Source organism: Aliiglaciecola litoralis (assembly GCF_039523355.1).
GTDB lineage: Bacteria > Pseudomonadota > Gammaproteobacteria > Enterobacterales > Alteromonadaceae > Aliiglaciecola > Aliiglaciecola litoralis.
This window is the reverse complement of the sequence record NZ_BAAAFD010000002.1, coordinates 676,329-694,818: the sequence shown is the minus strand read 5'-3', so window position 1 is coordinate 694,818 and position 18,490 is coordinate 676,329. Positions and strand designations below refer to the sequence as shown.

The window sequence follows — 18,490 nt, the reverse complement described above, 5'->3', positions numbered from 1 at the left end:
AAGGAGCTTTCGCTCCTTATTAATTCTCGTTTTCTCTTATGGTTTTGAATGCCGCCACAGATTGGTAACAAAACCATATTTCGACTCACCCTGGCTTAACTCAATGCAAGTAATAGATATTTCTACATCATTAACCTGAATTTTCCTGAATGAATTCAATGCTAAAAACCTCTTTCTAACTATCTTTTCGGCTTTGAAACAGCGTCAATATTAAAACCAACAGTACCGATGCATTCAAAATTATCGTTTGTACACTTGGCGATAACCCTTCATGTAAATATCTATAAGCACTGATACTGATCAACACCAAAAACATACACAACATGATTGTTTTAAGTGCTCTGAACAGAGATTTGGTAGTAAACATTACTTTCACCTAAATTAGTTAGAATATTAATCTTGTGAAATATCGCCTACTAATATCATTCCTAAGACATTCCCTTCATTGGACGCACCAACTAAGGTCGAAAACCCCGTTCGCAGATCACCGATGATATAGGCATTTTTGAGTTGCGATCTACCAACAGGATCAGTTGGGTAGACACTCATATTGACCGCTGGGTTAAATACCATTTCAATACCCAGTTGGCTTGGCAAAGACGCTTTTACATAGTCTTTCATACTCGCTAAATATACATATTCGGCTTCTATCTGCTCACCGTTTTGCATTGCAATATATTCTACCTGTCCGTTTTCGCTATGAATTTGTTCAATAGGAGCAGAGCTTGATGCAAAGTTTGACACCACGCCCGTGCTTAGCTCACTACCATTGCTAAGTATCGTTATGTCATTTGTATAACGTGACAGCAAGTTTGCCAAAGGAACGGCAGCTTGTTGTTCACCAATGACAGTCACTTTTTTATCTTTCATTTCATAACCGTGACAAAAAGGACAGTTAAAAATTGATACCCCAAATGCGTCAGACAACCCTTTAGGTGCACTATCAAAGTTGTAGCTGCTTCCTGTCGCGAACACAATTCTCTTTCCGGTAACTCTTACGCCTGAATCATTTTCTACATGAAATAAGTTACCGTCATAACTTACTTTATCAATTGATAAATCTTTAAAATCTACACTTTCGTATTTTGATACGTCTGCTTTAGCGTCACGTAGCATTTCAGCAAGACTTTTACTGTCATTAGTAATAAAATTATGGGGTTCAAGACCTTTAGATACACCGAAATGTTCACGCGAAATAATACAACAATTAACAAGTGTTCTACCTAACACTAGCGCTGTACTTAAACCAGCCATTCCGCCACCTACAATTAAAACTTCATACTCTTTCATCGTCGTTCCTTATTACTCAATTAATACAAAACAGGCAATCAAGTTTGAACCCATTATGCTAAAAGTCAAAAGTGAGATAAAATATAAAAATTCATATTATTCAATAGGTTAGCTTTGTTTGTTATTTTTAGATAAGGAAGTAATTGGTAGTTAATATGGCAATATAAGAAAGTAAAATTTCAGAGGAGATAGTTCATACTATTAGAGGCAAAAGAAAGGAGCGAACCCGCTCCTTATTAATCAATTTTAGTTTTCTCGACTTGCTTTTAGCTATGCCGCCACATAGTTAAAACAGTGCTTTGGCAATTTTACCTACCAGTATACCGAGAAAGAAAAGACTAACTGCGGCAATAGGTATCAGTATCAATGCTTGTTCAACTGATATTTCAAATGGTTTCATTTGATCTCCTTACTTTTTCATCGCATTGCCAACAGTGATACCACTGGCAAATAACACGGCTCCAGCAGAAATGGCGCCCAGTACACATAATCCACCACAAATAAAACCGCCTGATACTTGTTCTAATTGAGTATTCGTTAACTGATTCATTTTTAATCCTTATTTTTTAAATTTATCGCCAATTGCCATCCCGCCGGTAAATAGACCAACACCGGCGACAATTGCACCAAGAACACATGCACCACCGCAGATAAGACCGCCTGATACTTGTTCTAATTGAGTATTCGTTAACTGATTCATTTTTAATCCTTATTTTTTAAATTTATCGCCAATTGCCATCCCGCCGGTAAATAGACCAACACCGGCGACAATTGCACCAAGAACACATGCACCACCGCAGATAAAACCACCTGATACTTGTTCTAATTGAGTTTTCGTTAACTGATTCATTTTTAATCCTTATTTTTTAAATTTATCGCCAATCGCCATTCCGCCGGTAAACAATGCGATTCCAGCTCCAATCGCGCCAAGCACACACAATCCTCCACAGAGCAACCCGCCGGAAACGTATTCCGTTTCAACATGATTAAGTTCTTTCATTTTTTTCTCCTAGTGTAATATTAGGTATTTCTACCCACTGCGATACCTGCACCAAATAGTGCTCCTGCTGCGAACGCCGCACCTGCGATGCATAAGCCTCCACAGACAAAACCACCACTTACTTCGTTAATTTCTACTTGTGTCAATTTATTCATTTTGTTCTCCTTAAATTAATTCATTGCCCAGTCAACAACGATGTATCCCAGTGCTGCACCTGCTACAAACGCGCCTGCTACACACAATCCAAGACATACAAATCCGCCATTTACTTCATTTAGTTCTACTTGAGTTAATGTATTCATTTTTGATTTCTCCTGTTAATTAATTCATCGCCCAGTCAACGACGATGTATCCCAGTGCTGCACCTGCTACAAACGCGCCTGCTACACACAATCCAAGACATACAAATCCGCCATTTACTTCATTTAGTTCTACTTGAGTTAATGTATTCATTTTTGATTTCTCCTGTTAATTAATTCATAGCCCAGTCAACGACGATGTATCCCAGTGCTGCACCTGCTACGAAAGCACCTGCTACACACAATCCAAGACATACAAATCCGCCATTTACTTCATTTAGTTCTACTTGAGTTAATGTATTCATTTTCTTCTCCTCTTATTGAATTAAGTATTTCTGCCAAATGCGACACCTGCACCGAACAGTGCGCCTGCTGCAAAGGCTGCCCCTGCAATGCATAAGCCACCACAGACAAATCCACCACTTACTTCGTTAAGCTCTACTTGCGTTAATGTTTTCATTTTGATTCCACTTTTTAGATTTAAATAAGACAAAGATTCGACTTCATCTCGCACATTCCCTATTACATTGTTGAAAAGCTGATGGGTTCTCCGTCAAAATCTTCATCAGTAATAGGCACTCTTTTAACAATTACATTGCTTTTAACTAGCAATCTAATTACTAAAAATTCTTAAAATTGACTAGGCTTACTTTCGTAACATTTGCAGCATATAGTCTGGCATTGGGTAGCCATGAAACTGCTCAAAAGCAATGGGGTTATCAGCATAAATAATGAAGTAGCCACCGCTAATGTTTTGAATTTCAGATAAATTTAAGTTTTTCATTTTGTATCTCACTTTTGTTTAAAATGAGATGAAGATAGGGCTTCATCTCGCACATTCCTTATTACACAACTTTGACTTGAAGGTTATGCCACCCGCCAGAGGGATAACCAGGTTGATAGCTTTAACACTATCGTCGAACAATTTATTCAGCTAAAGCTTCTTCGATAACTTCTCTACCACCACCGAAGTAGTACCAAGCAACTACCACAATGACTGCACCTGCAAGTCCACCGTTTACACCTTTAACTTCATTTTTATTTAATGTTTTCATAATTAACCTCACTTTTGTTTAAAATGAGACGAAGATAGGACTTCATCTCGCACATTCCTTATTACATTGTTGAAAACTGATGGGGTCTCCGCCAAGATTGCCACCAGCAATAGGAATTTTTATTGAGCCTACTAACCGCAAGGGCCAGAAACTTCAGGCTTTCCCTCTATTAGTTCTATTAGGTCTTGTAGGATTTTTGTGATGATGCCGCCATTTACATCATGAATTTGCTCTCTATTTAATTCATTCATAATCTATTTCCAAAAATTAATATTTATAAACTTCTGCTCATTGAGATGAGTTTCATCTCGCGTTTCCCCACCAAATAGGTACTAACGTATTACAGCTGCACTGACTATCTAAAACGCCGACTATCGAATGTAGCTTGAAACTAGGGATTGGTAACACCGGGTGCCAACTTGCCAATCTCTCTCGCCACGGGGAGTGTCACTAAAATGATTGCCATGCCGCCACTAACATTTTCTAGTTCAGATAGATTTAAAGTTTTCATTTTGGATCTCACTTTTGTTTAAAAATGAGATGAAGATAGGGCTTCATCTCGCACATACCTTATTACATGTTCTGATTTGAAGATTACGCCACCCGCCAGAGGGGTAATCCAAAGCCAATACTAAATTGTATTAGTTAACGCTAAGTAAATACGGATACTTGCGCATTAGCTCAAGCCACTCTTGGTAATCACCGCCGGTGTATGCCAGGCCACCATTTACTTGTTGTACGTCTGATTGATTTAATGTTTTCATTTTGGATCTCACTTTTGTTTAAAAATGAGACGAAGATAGGACTTCATCTCGCACATACCTTATTACATGTTCTGATTTGAAGATTACGCCACCCGCCAGAGGGGTAATCCAAAGCCAATACTAAATTGTATTAGTTAACGCTAAGTAAATACGGATACTTGCGCATTAGCTCAAGCCACTCTTGGAGATCACCGCCAGTGTATGCCAGGCCACCATTTACTTGTTGTACGTCTGATTGATTTAATGTTTTCATTTTGGATCTCACTTTTGTTTAAAAATGAGATGAAGATAGGACTTCATCTCGCACATACCTTATTACATGTTCTGATTTGAAGATTACGCCACCCGCCAGAGGGGTAATCTTTTTGTTTAAGGTTAAATCCGCCAACTCAACCTTGAACTCTACACTACGCTTTTAATTTCAAAATGTCAATAGAAGAAAGTAAAAATATCTTTAATAATCAATGGTTTGACATCGTTTTTGCGCGCATCACAAAGGATCCGCACATGCATTAAATAACGCGGACGTCGCATCATCACGGCTCATTGGCTAACGTTACTCGTTGCACCAATAAGCCACTAAAACACTAAATTAAGCCAACTCTAAATCACAATCTAACGGGCCATCCATACCAGTAGGAACTTCATTGCTAACATCGAGATTTATCTTTTTCGACACTTCCCGGTTTCCGCTCAGTGTGGGTTTTTCAACTTCAATCACTTTGCCATAGCGTAATTCCAGTACTCTGTCCGCACTGGCTATCGTTTCAGGCCTGTGGGCAATAATAATACGGGTGATATCCAACCCTTTAACCGCGTCGTTAACAGATGCTTCAAGTTTGGTATCTAGATTACTTGTAGCCTCATCCATAAATAGGATTTTGGGTTTTCTATACAGTGCCCTTGCCAAAAACAAACGCTGGATCTGGCCGCCAGAAAGTGCAGCCCCCATGTCACCAACAAGTGTGTTGTAGCCCATTGTCATTTGCATAATATCTGTATCTATCGCGGCCACTTTGGCAGCCCACTCTACTTTCTGCATATCTAACTCTGGATCAAAGAACCCAATATTATCGGCAATAGAGCCAGAAAGAAGTTGGTCGTCTTGCATGACCGCCGATATCTGTTTACGGTATTCACCTAATCCCAATTGCTTAATATCAACGCCATCCACTTCGACTTTTCCAGCTTCAGGCTCAAACAACCCCAACATAATTTTTGCCAATGTCGTTTTTCCGCAACCCGATGGACCAACCAGAGCGACTGATTCACCTGCATTTATCTTTAAATTGACGTCACTAAATACTGGCTCTTCCTTTTCACTATATCGGTATTTCACGTTTTTAATTTCAATGCAGCCGGTTAACGTTCTGGCCGTGCTATTTCCTTGCAGATTTTGCTCTTTATCAGTTAATGAAATGTCCGCTAATCGATTGAAATGCAAGCTTAACATTTTGAATTCTATGAACTTTTCAATTAGGCTTGCGGTCTTTTCGGTGAATTGGCGTTTATACGCCATAAACGCAAATAACATTCCAACAGTGAGCTCACCTTCCATTACCAACATCGCTGCAAAATACACCACGACTACATTTTCCAGGCCGAAAATAAACTTGTTAAATGCCTCATAACCTATATTGAGGTGCCCAACGCGGATGCCTGCATTTAAACTGTCGGCAAACTTATTGTGCCAAACACCTTGCCTTTGTACTTCTCGGCCGAACAACTTAATGGTTTGGATCCCTCGAACCGTCTCCATGAAATTGGACTGTTCTTTGGCTTGATTGACAATGACCTCTTCCGACATTTGTCTTAAGGGACGATACATTACCACCCGAAATACCGCATAAAGTACAATTGCGATCAGGACCACGAAACTCAATTTAGGGCTATACAGAAAGATCATCACCAAGGTCGTGATTGCCATCAGCCCATCTATAACCGCCTCTATTACGCCTTTGGTGAGTAACTCTTTAACCTGCTGTAACGAGCCGAAACGAGAAACTACATCACCTATGTGACGCTTCTCAAAATATTGCAGTGGCAAACGGACTAAATGATGGAACAAATTTGCTCCTAGCTGGATACTCATCAAGTTCCCAAAGTGCAATAAAAGCGTGCTTCTCACGGCCCCCGTAATCATTTCAATGAACATCAATGCGCCAAACCCAATGGCTAATACCACGAGTAAGTTTTGGTCATAACTTAAGATGACTTCATCGACAACAAGTTGCATGTAGTAAGGACTGGCAATGGCAAAAATCTGTAATAACAAAGAAAGCACAAACACTTTGGATAACGTTGATTTTAAGCCGGTGATGGCTCCCCAAAAGTCGGATAACTTCATGTTTACGCGCGTATCTTCTGATTTAAACTCCTTTGTAGGAGCTAACTCCAGAGCGACGCCGGTAAAGTGTTTAGAAAACTCTTCCAAAGAGTATCGACGTTCTCCCAAACCAGGATCATGAATATCGACACTGTTTTTTCTGACTTTTTTAAGGACCACAAAGTGATTCATATCCCAATGCAAAATGCAGGGCGTTTTAAGCTGCGGAAGGTGTTCTAGCTCTAACCTTAACGCGCGCGAGCTCATGTGCATCTTGTCGGATATTTCCATCAGTTCTTCAAGGCTTGCTCCCTTCAAAGATACGGAATGATTCTGACGTAAATGTGTTAAATCCGTTTTGTAACCGTGATAACCGGCAACCATTGCAAGGCACGCCAGACCACACTCAGCGGCTTCGGTTTGCATTATTAGCGGCAAGCGTTTGGTACCGCTAAATTTCAGTAAGTGTCTTGGGTTCTCCATTATACCGCTCCCTTGATACTGTAAATTGGTTCAAATAACCACTCAAAGAGTGTACGACTGTCGACCATAATGTCAGCTTCCAACAACATGCCTGCCTGCAAAGGAACAGAAACGCCATAAGCCATTGCGCCTTGTTCTTGTAGCTTAACTACCACCCGATATACAGGTTCATTAAACGCAACCGGTAAAGAGGTTTCATTGGGTAAAATAACGGACTTAGAGACTTCTACAATTTCTCCTTCATAGATGCCGAATCGCTGATAAGGAAACGCTTGATAACGAATCCGCGTAAGTTGTTTTTCTTTTACAAATCCATAGGCTCTAGTTGGCACAAATAAAACCGCTTCTAGCGAGGCTTCAACGGGTAAAATAGTCATGAGCGGCTGATTCGTGTTTGCCAACATGCCAGGTTTAACTAATAAGCTTGTCACCGAGCCTTCTCGATTGCTGACAATATCAAAACTACGCTGCGAATCTGCTTGAGAGATCTGTTGATTGATACCAGCCAATTGTGACTTTAATTGGCCAACTTGCTCTTCATACTGAAGTGGCATTTGCTTATACTGATAACGTAATTGGCTCAATTGATCTTGCATAGACAAGATGTTTGTTTGGGTATCTTCCAGTTGTTGCTTGACGGTTAGAAGGCTGTCCTGCTGATTGGCATACTCTCGTTGCGAAGCAAACCCTTTAGCTATCAATGACGCTATGTCAGCTAACTTCTTCTCACTTAATCCCAATCGCTCTTGTAGCAGTTTTTGTTGATTATTGGCCTGTTGTAACTGCGCTTCAGCACTTTTTATTTGTGCGGCTAGCTTGTCTGTATTGACACTAAGTAATTGCTCCTGACTACGCATATTGCTCGTCACCAGGTTTTTTTGAATAACTAGCTCCTGAATAATGGCATCATTGACTCGGGTGCCTGAGCTCAAGTGCCTATCCAGTCGTATCCTCGCTAAGCGCTGACCTTTAACGACCGTATCGCCTTCTTTTACGTAGACCTCGTCAACTAGACCTGGAGTAACCGAATACACTTTAGTTAGTCCTGTGGTTGGCCTTAAGTATCCGGAAACGACTTCTTTACGGTGGTATTCGCCCCAAAACAAGTAGACTGTGCCAATGACGACAATGAAGACGATTAAAGCGGCAACAACGTTAAATGACATGTGGGTCGCTATAGTCACTTCACCATCGAGCTTCTGACCTTGATGATCTATCGCTTCTTTTCTGAATAAATTCGACATTTGTCGTTATGCCCCCGCAATGGAAATACAAGAAGTAGAGTGAACTCTCCATTCACCTTCGTGCTTTCTCGTTAATATATGGACATTTCCAGAGCGATTTTTCTGAGTTGCGCCGTCTTTACTTCCTTCGAACAAAATATTGTCTCGTACAACCAGTAAATCGTCTTGTTTTGCGACCAGCTCTAAAGACTCAATTTCAATTTTCATCTCTAACTGCTTGCGAATTGACTCATATTGACTTTTCACACCTATCAAAAAAGGTGAATCACTGTGATAAAGCTGGTCTAAACCATCTAAATCCCCATTACATACTATGTCGTAATAATGTTTGAAAAACTCATTAATTGTCATACTGCATTCCCGCCTGCTGTCGTACTTACGGTCAATACCATCGTTAGTACTTGCTCTATGCGCTTCAATATCTGGAAGCAAAGCCGTTATAAGTTGTACTCATCATGTTGAGATTTAACGGTAAAGTCAAATATCACTCCTTGATCGAAAAACTTTCGTATTTTCAATGGCTTGAGTCTATTTGTTATCGAGATATAACGATTGAAAAATAACTTTATATGTGTTGCTAAGGGCATTTTTTTATAGGCGTAATAGCTAAAAAACCATGCAAAAAAACTAAACGGGAACGCGATACATATGATTGTGTAAACCCGCTTCCTATTCAATCTTTACGCTTTTGAGAGCCTTCGTATGAGACAGCTTGCAAACGAATTCAGCCGCAACAACAAAGAACGGCCCACTGTTATTTGGGCCAAAAGGCGCAAGGTATTCTTCGACTGGTTTGGTGTTTACATACCCAAGGCGAATGACCGAATAATAAAGTAAATAGAAGACAGGTTTTAAGCGTTACGCAGCTCTATAAAAGTAATTTTTATTAAGAAATATATTTGCAATTAGAGCTACTTTTTTGTGTCGAATGGCGAGGTACATTCCAAGGCTAGAACTTAAAGCGGCCAATGGGAGGTGTTAATGAGTAAAGCCGCTGAATTTAACGTGTGTATGCTATTCAAATGTTTCTGGGGAGGTTAAACGCAAATAGGCACTCCCCTCTCAGTATTGAATGGGTTTCCAATGCATAGCGATAGAGCACGGCTACTTTTTAGATAACATATTCTGCGATGGTGCTATCTTTTCAACAAACTCAAACCTAACATTTGGGTTTGCAGCAGTATTGTCTTGTATCAATGACAGAAAAGCAGGGCCATCGAGAATGGAAAAGTAAAACCAGGTGACTTTACCGACTTTTTTAATATCTAAAATTTGGATGTTAAAATCAGTATCGCCAGCATTCAAACAGCAATAAGTGCTTTGCGTACTTAATAAATGAGGAAAAGCGTCTCCTTCTTTGGAAACCAATGCGCCTTTTACTTCATCATTTACCAATACCGCGATGACGTCCCCTTTTTGAACGTCAGCCCCAACACGAATGGCCTGTGCATAGTCTTTTAGCAAGCCATCGGAGGGGGCCGTGACGCTTTGACGTTCTTGCCCATGATAAAGAATGAGAATTTCTTCTCCACTTTGCACCAATTGATTAATATCGAGCAACTTTTCAGCCACTGTCCCTTCATTTCTGGCAACGACAATGGTAGAGGTTTGGTCAAATAGGTGAACATCTATTTCACTGCTAACTGCACCACTTCCCCAAATTAATAGTGCCAACCCAACTTTGCCTACAGACATCAAATTTCCTTCTCAAATGGAGACATCGGGTTAACCTGACGTTGCTCAAAAGTAGTAGGACGAAAAGTAGCGTAGTTTGCGCGACAACTCCCCCCAACTACGTTTGCGGCAGCGTCACGGGAAAGAACTCTGATAGTCCGCTCAGAGCTCTCCTTATTAGTCACACCTAAACGCTCTACAAAAAGCTTACAAGCCATAATATTTACTAATTCTACTTTCGACCATTCAAAAGCGTTCCGGTTAATGACGTTTTGGTAATCGAGTTAGATGGAGCGGCAGTCAAGCCACCACCAATTTGATCTGTGAAGCTTAGTGGTATTACCTTTTCATCTAACGTTAAATTTTTAAGATTCTTCTTGTTTAATTTAAGTTCTAATTTATTTGTTACGTTCATCATGTATTCCTTCAATTATTTTTTGTTTTTTGGTAATACCCAATTTGCTTAGGCAGATTTACCTTAACAAAAAAATGGCAAATGTAACTTATGAACAAATTATTAATTACCCATAACATTCCATGCTATTTCATTGTTTTTATGGGTTTTTATAAATCCTGATAAGAATTCATAATGTTTTATATTTGGCTTCCTGCAAAGATTCTTGAAAGTCATTGATTAATTTATCTATGTAACGTACTCTTTATATTCCTTATTACATCTGCGTTTTCTCGCACATGTAGGTTGAAGCCCCTGCACCGCCATGCTAGGGGCTTTATTATTTGTCTTCCGAATACGCTCGAACATCTATTTAGCACGCTAAGCTCTTCCACCTTTAATAAAAAACCCTTTGTTTACAAGCCGCTCGAAATGAATAATCATTTGTTCTTTTATGTCGCTACAAATCAATAATTTATTGCTGAACTTAGTTGATTTAGACATTAGCCCTGCAATCCAAAACAATGAAAGTTGAATCAAAAATAGGGAAATAAATGGGACAAATAATGAAATCCGATAACTTTTTTGTTATTCGCACGCCTCGAATGTCATTCATTAACCTTTTTGAGATCCCAAAAGATAGACTGGATACTAGAAAGCACATTTTAGAATGGTTAGATAAAGACGGTGTTATTGAAAGCCTTTATATTGCCAGTCCATCTCTAATTGACAGATTAGATACATGGAAGAAGTCCCCTAATTCTAAACAAGGGAAAAAGATAGAATTAGCTTTATTGAAGTATTTTATTCGGATGTGCTCCCGTCCAACGCCTTTTGGGCTTTTTTCTGGCATACATATGGGGGCGATCTCGCAATCGACCCAATTGCATACTATGGAGTTCAAATTTGACAAAAGAAAAACTCGTTTAGACATGTTTTTCTTATCAACACTAAAAGAATATTTTCAAGGTCTGAGTGCAGATTCCGTTTCATACAGCCCAAATAATTCACTTTATAAAGTCGCTAATCAATATCGCTACATACAGGCTTATCATTCAAACAATACACGACAGTTTCGATTAAGTGCGGTTGAGGCTGATGAGTACTTTACCTTTATTATGGATGCTGCCGCGCAAGGTGGATCCGTTACCGAATTAGCTGAAAAATTTGTAGAGCGCTATCCCAACGCAAATATTCAAGACGTTACAGACTATATATCGCTGCTGATAGAGGAGTCGTTATTAGTGGCTAATATAACGCTACCTATTACTGGGATTTCGCCGGATGAGGCGTTTCTTCGTTCTATTAAAAACCTTAATCAGGACGCCATTTCAACAATTTATGAATCAGCACTCAACAGTCTCGAGACAATAGATAACAAAGGTGCGGCTACAGTTGATGATTATAAAAAATTACACCAGCATCTTCGACAGCTGCCAATTTCAGTCGAAGAAAACAAGCTTTTTCAAGTGGACATTTACCAAGATTTTAAAAAATGCGAACTAGATGAGAAGTTAGCTACCACACTTTACGATCAAATTACGCTGATTCATGCGTTATCCAATGAGCATAAAAATCCACTGACAGATTTTATCAACCAATTTCATGCTCGATACGAAGGGCAACTTGTGCCACTCAATTTATTACTCGATGACGAGACTGGAATTGGTTTTTCGAACGAAACGGGTTATGAATCATCACTTATTGCGGGGCTAAACTTATATGCAGAATCCAGTGAACAGCATGCAACTGATGAGCCTGTTTCTGTTTTAGAGTCCGCTATTTTACATGCACTTAGTTTGCCAGAAAATAGTGGTAAGCCGATCATTCAACTTGATCGTAAGACCCTTAAAAAAGCGACTAATGGACAACAAAAGCTCGACAGTCTTCCTGCCTCCTTTGCCGCAATTGTTTCACTATTTCATGACAGCAACAATGAACCCATAGTGAAGCTGAGTAGCTGTTATGGTCCTTCAGCGGCAAATTTGTTGGGTCGATTCTGTCATTTAAATCAATCTCTCAAAGACCGCGTATCAGAGCTTCTTAGCAAAGAAGAGCAGCTATCACCGGATGTTATTTTTGCCGAAGTCGTTCATATGCCAGATGGGCGTCCAGGAAATGTCATTGCTCGTCCCAAGCTAAGGCGCTACGAAATTGTGTTTATGGCTGACACGGATATTGAAGATGAATACAAAATTTCTATCGATGATCTTTACGTATGGGTAGAAGATGCAACGGTGAAGCTTTGGTCTAAACGATTGAAAAAGCAAATAATACCAAGGCTCTCATCTGCACATAATTTTACGACGCGAAGTTTAAGCATTTATAAATTTCTTTGTACTATGCAGTATCAGTCTTCCTTTGCGCCAAATTTTTCAGCGCCATCCAGTTTTAAACATGCTCACTTTACGCCAAGAATAATGTTAGACAACCTAATACTTCGAGAAAAAACATGGCGAATTCCTAGAAACGAGTTGCTCGATTTGTTTGCCTGCGAAGATCAAAACGAACAGCCATTTAATCGTTTAAAGCAAAAGTATCACCTTGATCAATATGTTTGCTTTCACAATTCAGACAACGTGTTACATCTTGATTTAAAAAATAAATCAATGGTTGAGATTTTATCCTCCGAAACTAAAAACCTAGAATATGTAGAGCTTAAAGAAGCCTTAATTACCCAATATGATAGCCCGGTCCAAACATTAGATAGGGGAAAAATAAATAATGAAGTAATTATCCCGTTTTGGAATGAGTCAGCTAAGCCATATCAAACGTTCAACAGGAATATAAGCAGGAAATTAGATGGTCAAGATATTACCAGACGGTTTCCTCCCGGCTCTAAATGGCTGAGCTTGAAACTTTATTCGGGCAATACAGCCACTGAAAGCCTGTTACTAGAACAATTGTCATCGTTAATAGAGCAATGCAATTCGTTATACGAAAAGTGGTTCTTTATTCGATATGCCGATCCGCAATGGCACTTAAGAGTTCGGTTTTACGGTGATCCAACACTTCTTTACAGTGAGCTTCTACCAAGGTTAAGCCAAATCTTCGAGCCAATGTTAACCAGTGGAGCATTACATAAAGTTGAACTTTTCACCTATGAACGAGAAGTAGAACGCTATGGCGGTCCAGAGTTAATTGAACTAGTAGAAAGTATATTTAGTGCTGAAAGTGACCTTGTCGTTAACGGTCTCAAAGAACTAGGCGTTTTTACAGAGGATATGAGATGGCGCTTAGTCGCGATAATAACCGACCAACTGCTGGAGCTATTCAATTTCTCTAATGAGGAAAGATTGCTGTTAATATCATATTTAAGAGATGGCTTTGGACAGGAATTTAACGAAACCGGTGACTTACGTAAAATGATTGGTACTAAATATCAGACTCGTAAAGCCATTCTGAACAGTGATCTTGAGAAGCTCTCAACAACCGAACCAGCGGACTATGATGAAGTTCAACAGGTATTATTCCCTCTAATTCACAAATGGAGAGAAGCAGCACAACCATTGATAGAGAAAATTAACCAGTTACTTCTCACTACGGAGGCTATTTCTAAAGATGAGCTTCTAGAGTCTATTCTCCACATGACCAACAATAGAGTATTCAAAGCATACGGAAGAGAACATGAGTTCGCCATACATGACTTTATGAGGCGCTATTACCTTTCTAAAAGTAAAAGGGACAAAATAGCCTTGTCTAGTCCTAGTGACCATGAGGAAACGCTCGCGTGACATGCTAGCACTGGCTAAATAACGGTCCCTTCGACACTGATTCGAGAGTACAAAGACCATTATCAACTCAGTATCGATCAATTGTTTTGGCTCTAAATGGTGACCTGGTTTGGGCGCAATTGATGAGAAAGCGAAAATTGGTGAACGCTAGCTTTATCGCATAACCCTTAGAATTTCAGCACCTTTCCTGTCACCAAAATTATGACACTGCAAGGTGACAATTGAATTAATATGAACGAACGGCCAGAAAATAAAGCATGCAAAATCAATTGCTTGGTGTTTTTTGATTTATTGCGCTTTATTATTCTATGTTCTGGATCTGCTCACGCATTTGTTCAATAAGCACTTTAAGTTCGACCGCGGATTGGGTGATGTCGGCGTGAATGGATTTGGAGCCGAGGGTATTGGATTCGCGATTGAATTCTTGCATCATGAAATCGAGTCTGCGGCCAACCGCGCCACCTTTTTTGAGAATGTTGCGGGTTTCACCGATGTGAGATTCGAGTCGGTCTAGCTCTTCGGCAACATCGACCTTTTGGGCGAGCATGATCATTTCTTGTTCGACGCGTCCGGCTTCGAGTTCTATTTTTGCTTCTTCAAATTTGCTTAGAATGCGGTCTTTTTGCCACGCTAGTATTTCTGGCATTCTTGCTTTGACCAACACTACTTGTTCTTGGATGCCGTCTAATCGTTGCTCAATCATTGCTTTTAGATTGCTACCTTCGTCAGCTCTTGCTTGAATGAATTCGGTTAGGGTGTCATCAAATGCCGCTAAGATATCGGTTTGGATTGCATCCATGTCGGTTTCTTCGGTTGCGATCACGCCAGGCCAGCGCAGGATGTCAACGGGATTCACGCCGCTTGATTGGCCATGGGATTGGACCCAGTCGGCAGCTTGCATGAGCTGTTTTGCTAATTCTTCATTTAAATTGAGCTTGCCTACTGCACCATCGTTTGGAGTATAACGCAGCGCACATTCAACTTTGCCGCGTTGCAGTTGTTTGCGAAAGCGCTCGCGCAGTACGGGCTCTAAAGAGCGAAACTGTTCGGGCAAACGGAAAAAGGTTTCTAAGTAACGTTGGTTTACCGAGCGGATTTCCCAAACAGCAGTTCCCCACTCTGCGGTAATTTCTTTGCGGGCGAAGGCGGTCATACTGTAAATCATGGAGTTTCCTTTTTGGCGATTAAATCGTTCAACGTACATTTGCCTTTTAGTTTACCTACAAATAGTCGAAAAGTAGAGAAGGGCGTTCAGCATTGTTTATTTTTTGTTAAGGTAAAACTTGTACCCAATAAAAGTTTTGCTATTATCCGGCTGTAACATTTTGTTACAGGGACCCAATTCAACCAAAACAATAATAATATTACACAGGTAACAAGGTTTACCTGGCAGTAATCAAAAGGATACTTTGATGAAGTCAATCAACACACTTTTTGTCAGCGTGCTCGCTGGGCTGATAATCTTGCTTCTTTCTACCTCTGCTTACTCTCTTGAACCAGCCGATTTCGCCAAGGATTATCAGTATCAAGGCGCGAAGATTTCGCCTGATGGTAAACATATAGCGATGGCAATATTGCAAGATGGAATGCGTAAACTAGCCATTGTCAGTTCTAAAGATTTCTCGGCCGTTGGTGGCGCTAACTTTGGAGAACGACAGGAGGTAGGAAATTTCTACTGGGCTAACAATGAACGTATTGTAATGCAGGTTTGGGTGAATGAACCGTGGAAAGAAGAGCCTTCTAATTACGGTGAGCTATTTGCGGTTAACATTGATGGCAGATACGGGCGCATGATCTATGGCTACCGTGCCGGAGCAAGCTCTGTAGGCACTAAGCTTAAAAAGAAAGAAAGCACTTATGGGTGGGCGGAAATTATCAGCCTGTATCCTCAAGAAGAGGATGAGATTTTGATTTCCTCGACGCCAATGTCTGAAGGCGGAGAGCGTATCCCTACCGTCCACAGGCTCAACATTTATACCGGTAAAATGAGTGGTATTGTTGCAGGTGGTCCAGTTCCTTATGCTAACTTTATTGCCGATAGGCAAGGCAATGTAAAGCTTGCTGTAGGCACAGATAGAAATGATGAGAAGCGTGTTTATAGTTTCATAGAAGACGAAAATGATTGGCGAGAAGTGCCAACTGAGTCATTTGGTGATGGCTATTACCCATTGACCTTTGATGAGAGTGGTAAGAGTTTGCTGTTCATTGACAATAAAGATCACGACTTAGATGGTATATACAAACTTGATTTGGATACAGGTAAAAAATCGTTACTTTACCGCGACGACAAAGTAGATATCACTGGCATTGAATATAATTTAGATCGTTCAAATGTTTATGCTGTTCGAGTCGATCCTGACTATCCTACTTACGTGATGTTGGACAAGAAAAGCGAAGAAGGTCAAATATTCAAATTCTTGCTTGGTACTTTTCCTGGTTACAAATTAAACATTACCAGTCGTAGCAAGGATGGCAATTTATGGATGATATACGCTAGCAACGATCGTTCAGCAGGCGGCTACTATCTTTACAACAAGAAAACGAATAAATTCTCACTGCTTTTTGCCAATATGAACCATCTTCCAGCGAATTCTCTTTCAGAGTCTATTCCGATTGCTTTTAAGGCCTCAGATGGTGTCACCGTAAGTGGTTACATTACTTATCCTGCGGGCATCCCTGAAACGCAGAATGTACCAATGATAACGTTAGTTCATGGTGGACCAATGTCCCGTGATTTCTGGACGTTCGATCGCGAACTGCAGATGCTAGCTTCACAAGGATATGCGGTGCTGCGACTCAATTTCAGAGGATCTACTGGATATGGCTCTAAATTCCAAGCCGGCTCTAAAAAACAATGGGGAAGTCGAGTTCAGCAAGACATTATTGAAGGTACTAAGTGGGTGATTCAACAAGGAGGTATCAGTCAAGACAAAGTGTGTATTATGGGCAGCAGCTTTGGCGGATACTCTGCTCTGCAATCAGCAACTATGGCACCTGATCTTTTTGCATGTGTAGTGGGCATTGCCGGCGTATATGATTTGCAAATGATGTTTGAAGAGGGAGATATCCCGGATCTTCTTTATGGTAAATCGTACTTAGAGAGCCAACTTGGTACAAACAAGCAATTAATGCGAGAGTTTTCACCAGTACATAACGTGCACAAACTTAAAGCGCCTGTGCTGATTGCCCATGGCGAAAAAGACGTACGTGTTCCTATAGAGCACGCAGAAGCGCTACGTGACGCTATGGAGAAACACGGAAAGAAATTTGAGTGGTTTGTAAAAGATACAGAAACCCATGGTTTTTACGATGAAACTAATCGAACAGAGTTTTTCCAAAAGGTATCTGAATTTCTTCGCAAGCATCTTAAGTAGTTGGCTATAGAAGAAAATCATTATCTAGTTCCAGAGACAAAGGACAGTTAATCACTGTCCTTTTTTATTTCTTTCTCAGCTCCAACATTGGCGCCAGTTGCGCTATAATCCTGCGCCATATCAATTAGGAGTGTGAATATGCGTCCAAGTGGAAGAACTGTCAGTCAAATCCGTCCGGTTACCTTAACTCGTCAATATACCTGTCATGCAGAAGGGTCAGTACTGGTTGAGTTTGGGAATACCAAAGTGTTGTGTAATGCCACTGTAGAAGAAGGCGTGCCACGCTTTATGAAAGGGCAAGGAAAAGGCTGGATCACTGCGGAGTACAGTATGTTACCGCGCGCCACTCACACTCGCTCTGGTCGTGAAGCTGCTCGTGGCAAACAAGGTGGCCGGACACTTGAAATTCAGCGTTTAATCGCCCGTTCGTTGCGTGCTGCGGTTGATCTGAAGTTATTGGGTGAGAACACCATCACCTTGGATTGCGATGTGATACAAGCTGACGGCGGAACCCGCACTGCATCTATTACCGGCGCTTGTGTTGCTATGGTCGATGCGCTGTCGTACATGCGCAGCAAAGGGATCATCAAAACCAACCCGCTTAAACATATGATTGCAGCCTTATCGGTTGGTATTTACAAAGGTAACGCCATTGCCGATCTTGAGTATCTTGAAGATTCTGACGCTGAAACCGATATGAACGTGGTCATGACCGATACTGGCAAGTTAATCGAAGTGCAAGGCACCGCTGAGGGCGAACCTTTCAGCTTTGATGAGATGACCGAAATGCTTGAGCTGGCAAAGCACGGTTTGCGTGAATTGTTCGATATTCAAAAAAGCGCCTTAAACTAGT

Annotated in this window: 24 protein-coding genes; 3 read left to right on the top strand and 21 right to left on the bottom strand. The window is 40.6% G+C overall.

Translation table 11 applies throughout. From position 1 onward, the window contains the following. Positions 1-393: 393 nt before the first annotated feature. The 20 genes from ABD036_RS06830 to ABD036_RS06735 all read right to left on the bottom strand — a co-directional run bounded on the left by ABD036_RS06830 (position 394) and on the right by ABD036_RS06735 (position 10,553). Positions 394-1,290, bottom strand: coding sequence for an NAD(P)/FAD-dependent oxidoreductase (locus ABD036_RS06830; protein WP_343857899.1), 897 nt, complete (start codon positions 1,288-1,290; stop codon positions 394-396). Positions 1,291-1,699: 409 nt separating this feature from the next. Further along, positions 1,700-1,840 carry a class IIb bacteriocin, lactobin A/cerein 7B family gene (locus tag ABD036_RS06825; protein ID WP_343857896.1) on the bottom strand — a complete coding sequence of 47 codons (141 nt, stop codon included), beginning with the start codon at positions 1,838-1,840 and terminating at the stop codon, positions 1,700-1,702. Positions 1,841-1,849: 9 nt separating this feature from the next. Continuing rightward, positions 1,850-1,990, bottom strand: coding sequence for a class IIb bacteriocin, lactobin A/cerein 7B family (locus ABD036_RS06820; RefSeq protein WP_343857894.1), 141 nt, complete (start codon positions 1,988-1,990; stop codon positions 1,850-1,852). 9 nt (positions 1,991-1,999) lie between these two features. Further along, positions 2,000-2,140, bottom strand: coding sequence for a class IIb bacteriocin, lactobin A/cerein 7B family (locus ABD036_RS06815; RefSeq protein ID WP_343857892.1), 141 nt, complete (start codon positions 2,138-2,140; stop codon positions 2,000-2,002). A gap of 9 nt (positions 2,141-2,149) precedes the next feature. Then, positions 2,150-2,290: a hypothetical protein gene (locus ABD036_RS06810; RefSeq protein ID WP_343857891.1), complete on the bottom strand. Its 141-nt coding sequence runs from the start codon at positions 2,288-2,290 to the stop codon at positions 2,150-2,152. 20 nt (positions 2,291-2,310) lie between these two features. Continuing rightward, positions 2,311-2,445, bottom strand: coding sequence for a class IIb bacteriocin, lactobin A/cerein 7B family (locus ABD036_RS06805; protein ID WP_343857889.1), 135 nt, complete (start codon positions 2,443-2,445; stop codon positions 2,311-2,313). A gap of 15 nt (positions 2,446-2,460) precedes the next feature. Continuing rightward, positions 2,461-2,592, bottom strand: a complete 132-nt coding sequence (locus tag ABD036_RS06800) for a class IIb bacteriocin, lactobin A/cerein 7B family (RefSeq protein WP_343857887.1) — start codon at positions 2,590-2,592, stop codon at positions 2,461-2,463. Positions 2,593-2,611: 19 nt separating this feature from the next. Beyond that, positions 2,612-2,743 carry a class IIb bacteriocin, lactobin A/cerein 7B family gene (locus tag ABD036_RS06795; RefSeq protein WP_343857887.1) on the bottom strand — a complete coding sequence of 44 codons (132 nt, stop codon included), beginning with the start codon at positions 2,741-2,743 and terminating at the stop codon, positions 2,612-2,614. A gap of 19 nt (positions 2,744-2,762) precedes the next feature. Next, on the bottom strand, positions 2,763-2,894 hold the full coding sequence (locus ABD036_RS06790) for a class IIb bacteriocin, lactobin A/cerein 7B family (RefSeq protein WP_343857887.1): 132 nt from the start codon (positions 2,892-2,894) through the stop codon (positions 2,763-2,765). 20 nt (positions 2,895-2,914) lie between these two features. Further along, the gene (locus tag ABD036_RS06785) at positions 2,915-3,049 is read right to left on the bottom strand and encodes a class IIb bacteriocin, lactobin A/cerein 7B family (protein ID WP_343857885.1); all 135 of its coding nucleotides are present in this window, start codon (positions 3,047-3,049) and stop codon (positions 2,915-2,917) included. A gap of 186 nt (positions 3,050-3,235) precedes the next feature. Continuing rightward, entirely contained in the window at positions 3,236-3,373 is a 138-nt protein-coding gene (locus ABD036_RS06780) for a hypothetical protein (RefSeq protein ID WP_343857882.1), read from the bottom strand. A gap of 142 nt (positions 3,374-3,515) precedes the next feature. After that, the gene (locus ABD036_RS06775; protein ID WP_343857879.1) at positions 3,516-3,644 is read right to left on the bottom strand and encodes a hypothetical protein; all 129 of its coding nucleotides are present in this window, start codon (positions 3,642-3,644) and stop codon (positions 3,516-3,518) included. Between the two features lie 391 nt (positions 3,645-4,035). Further along, positions 4,036-4,155, bottom strand: a complete 120-nt coding sequence (locus ABD036_RS06770; protein ID WP_343857876.1) for a bacteriocin — start codon at positions 4,153-4,155, stop codon at positions 4,036-4,038. 130 nt (positions 4,156-4,285) lie between these two features. Then, the gene (locus ABD036_RS06765) at positions 4,286-4,408 is read right to left on the bottom strand and encodes a hypothetical protein (RefSeq protein WP_343857874.1); all 123 of its coding nucleotides are present in this window, start codon (positions 4,406-4,408) and stop codon (positions 4,286-4,288) included. A 130-nt stretch (positions 4,409-4,538) separates the two neighbouring features. Continuing rightward, positions 4,539-4,661, bottom strand: a complete 123-nt coding sequence (locus ABD036_RS06760) for a hypothetical protein (RefSeq protein WP_343857871.1) — start codon at positions 4,659-4,661, stop codon at positions 4,539-4,541. 339 nt (positions 4,662-5,000) lie between these two features. Then, the gene (locus ABD036_RS06755; protein WP_343857868.1) at positions 5,001-7,217 is read right to left on the bottom strand and encodes a peptidase domain-containing ABC transporter; all 2,217 of its coding nucleotides are present in this window, start codon (positions 7,215-7,217) and stop codon (positions 5,001-5,003) included. Next, positions 7,217-8,461 carry an HlyD family secretion protein gene (locus tag ABD036_RS06750; protein ID WP_343857866.1) on the bottom strand — a complete coding sequence of 415 codons (1,245 nt, stop codon included), beginning with the start codon at positions 8,459-8,461 and terminating at the stop codon, positions 7,217-7,219. Before ABD036_RS06750 ends, ABD036_RS06755 begins: the two co-directional genes overlap by 1 nt. A 6-nt stretch (positions 8,462-8,467) precedes the next feature. Beyond that, positions 8,468-8,812 carry a nuclear transport factor 2 family protein gene (locus ABD036_RS06745; RefSeq protein WP_343857863.1) on the bottom strand — a complete coding sequence of 115 codons (345 nt, stop codon included), beginning with the start codon at positions 8,810-8,812 and terminating at the stop codon, positions 8,468-8,470. Positions 8,813-9,565: 753 nt separating this feature from the next. Then, positions 9,566-10,156, bottom strand: coding sequence for a hypothetical protein (locus ABD036_RS06740; RefSeq protein WP_343857861.1), 591 nt, complete (start codon positions 10,154-10,156; stop codon positions 9,566-9,568). A 211-nt stretch (positions 10,157-10,367) separates the two neighbouring features. Then, positions 10,368-10,553 (bottom strand): hypothetical protein, encoded by a 186-nt coding sequence (locus tag ABD036_RS06735; RefSeq protein WP_343857858.1) that lies wholly within the window; start codon positions 10,551-10,553, stop codon positions 10,368-10,370. A 530-nt stretch (positions 10,554-11,083) separates the two neighbouring features. On the opposite strand from ABD036_RS06735, the gene ABD036_RS06730 reads away from it, so the two are divergent. Continuing rightward, positions 11,084-14,263: a lantibiotic dehydratase gene (locus ABD036_RS06730; RefSeq protein WP_343857855.1), complete on the top strand. Its 3,180-nt coding sequence runs from the start codon at positions 11,084-11,086 to the stop codon at positions 14,261-14,263. Between the two features lie 301 nt (positions 14,264-14,564). On the opposite strand, the gene ABD036_RS06725 is transcribed toward ABD036_RS06730, so the two are convergent. Continuing rightward, positions 14,565-15,428: a YicC/YloC family endoribonuclease gene (locus tag ABD036_RS06725; protein ID WP_343857853.1), complete on the bottom strand. Its 864-nt coding sequence runs from the start codon at positions 15,426-15,428 to the stop codon at positions 14,565-14,567. Between the two features lie 247 nt (positions 15,429-15,675). On the opposite strand from ABD036_RS06725, the gene ABD036_RS06720 reads away from it, so the two are divergent. Then, a complete protein-coding gene (locus ABD036_RS06720) occupies positions 15,676-17,637 on the top strand; it encodes an alpha/beta hydrolase family protein (protein WP_343857850.1) in 1,962 nt (653 codons plus the stop codon). 138 nt (positions 17,638-17,775) lie between these two features. Next, on the top strand, positions 17,776-18,489 hold the full coding sequence (rph, locus tag ABD036_RS06715) for a ribonuclease PH (protein ID WP_343857846.1): 714 nt from the start codon (positions 17,776-17,778) through the stop codon (positions 18,487-18,489). Position 18,490: the final 1 nt, after the last annotated feature.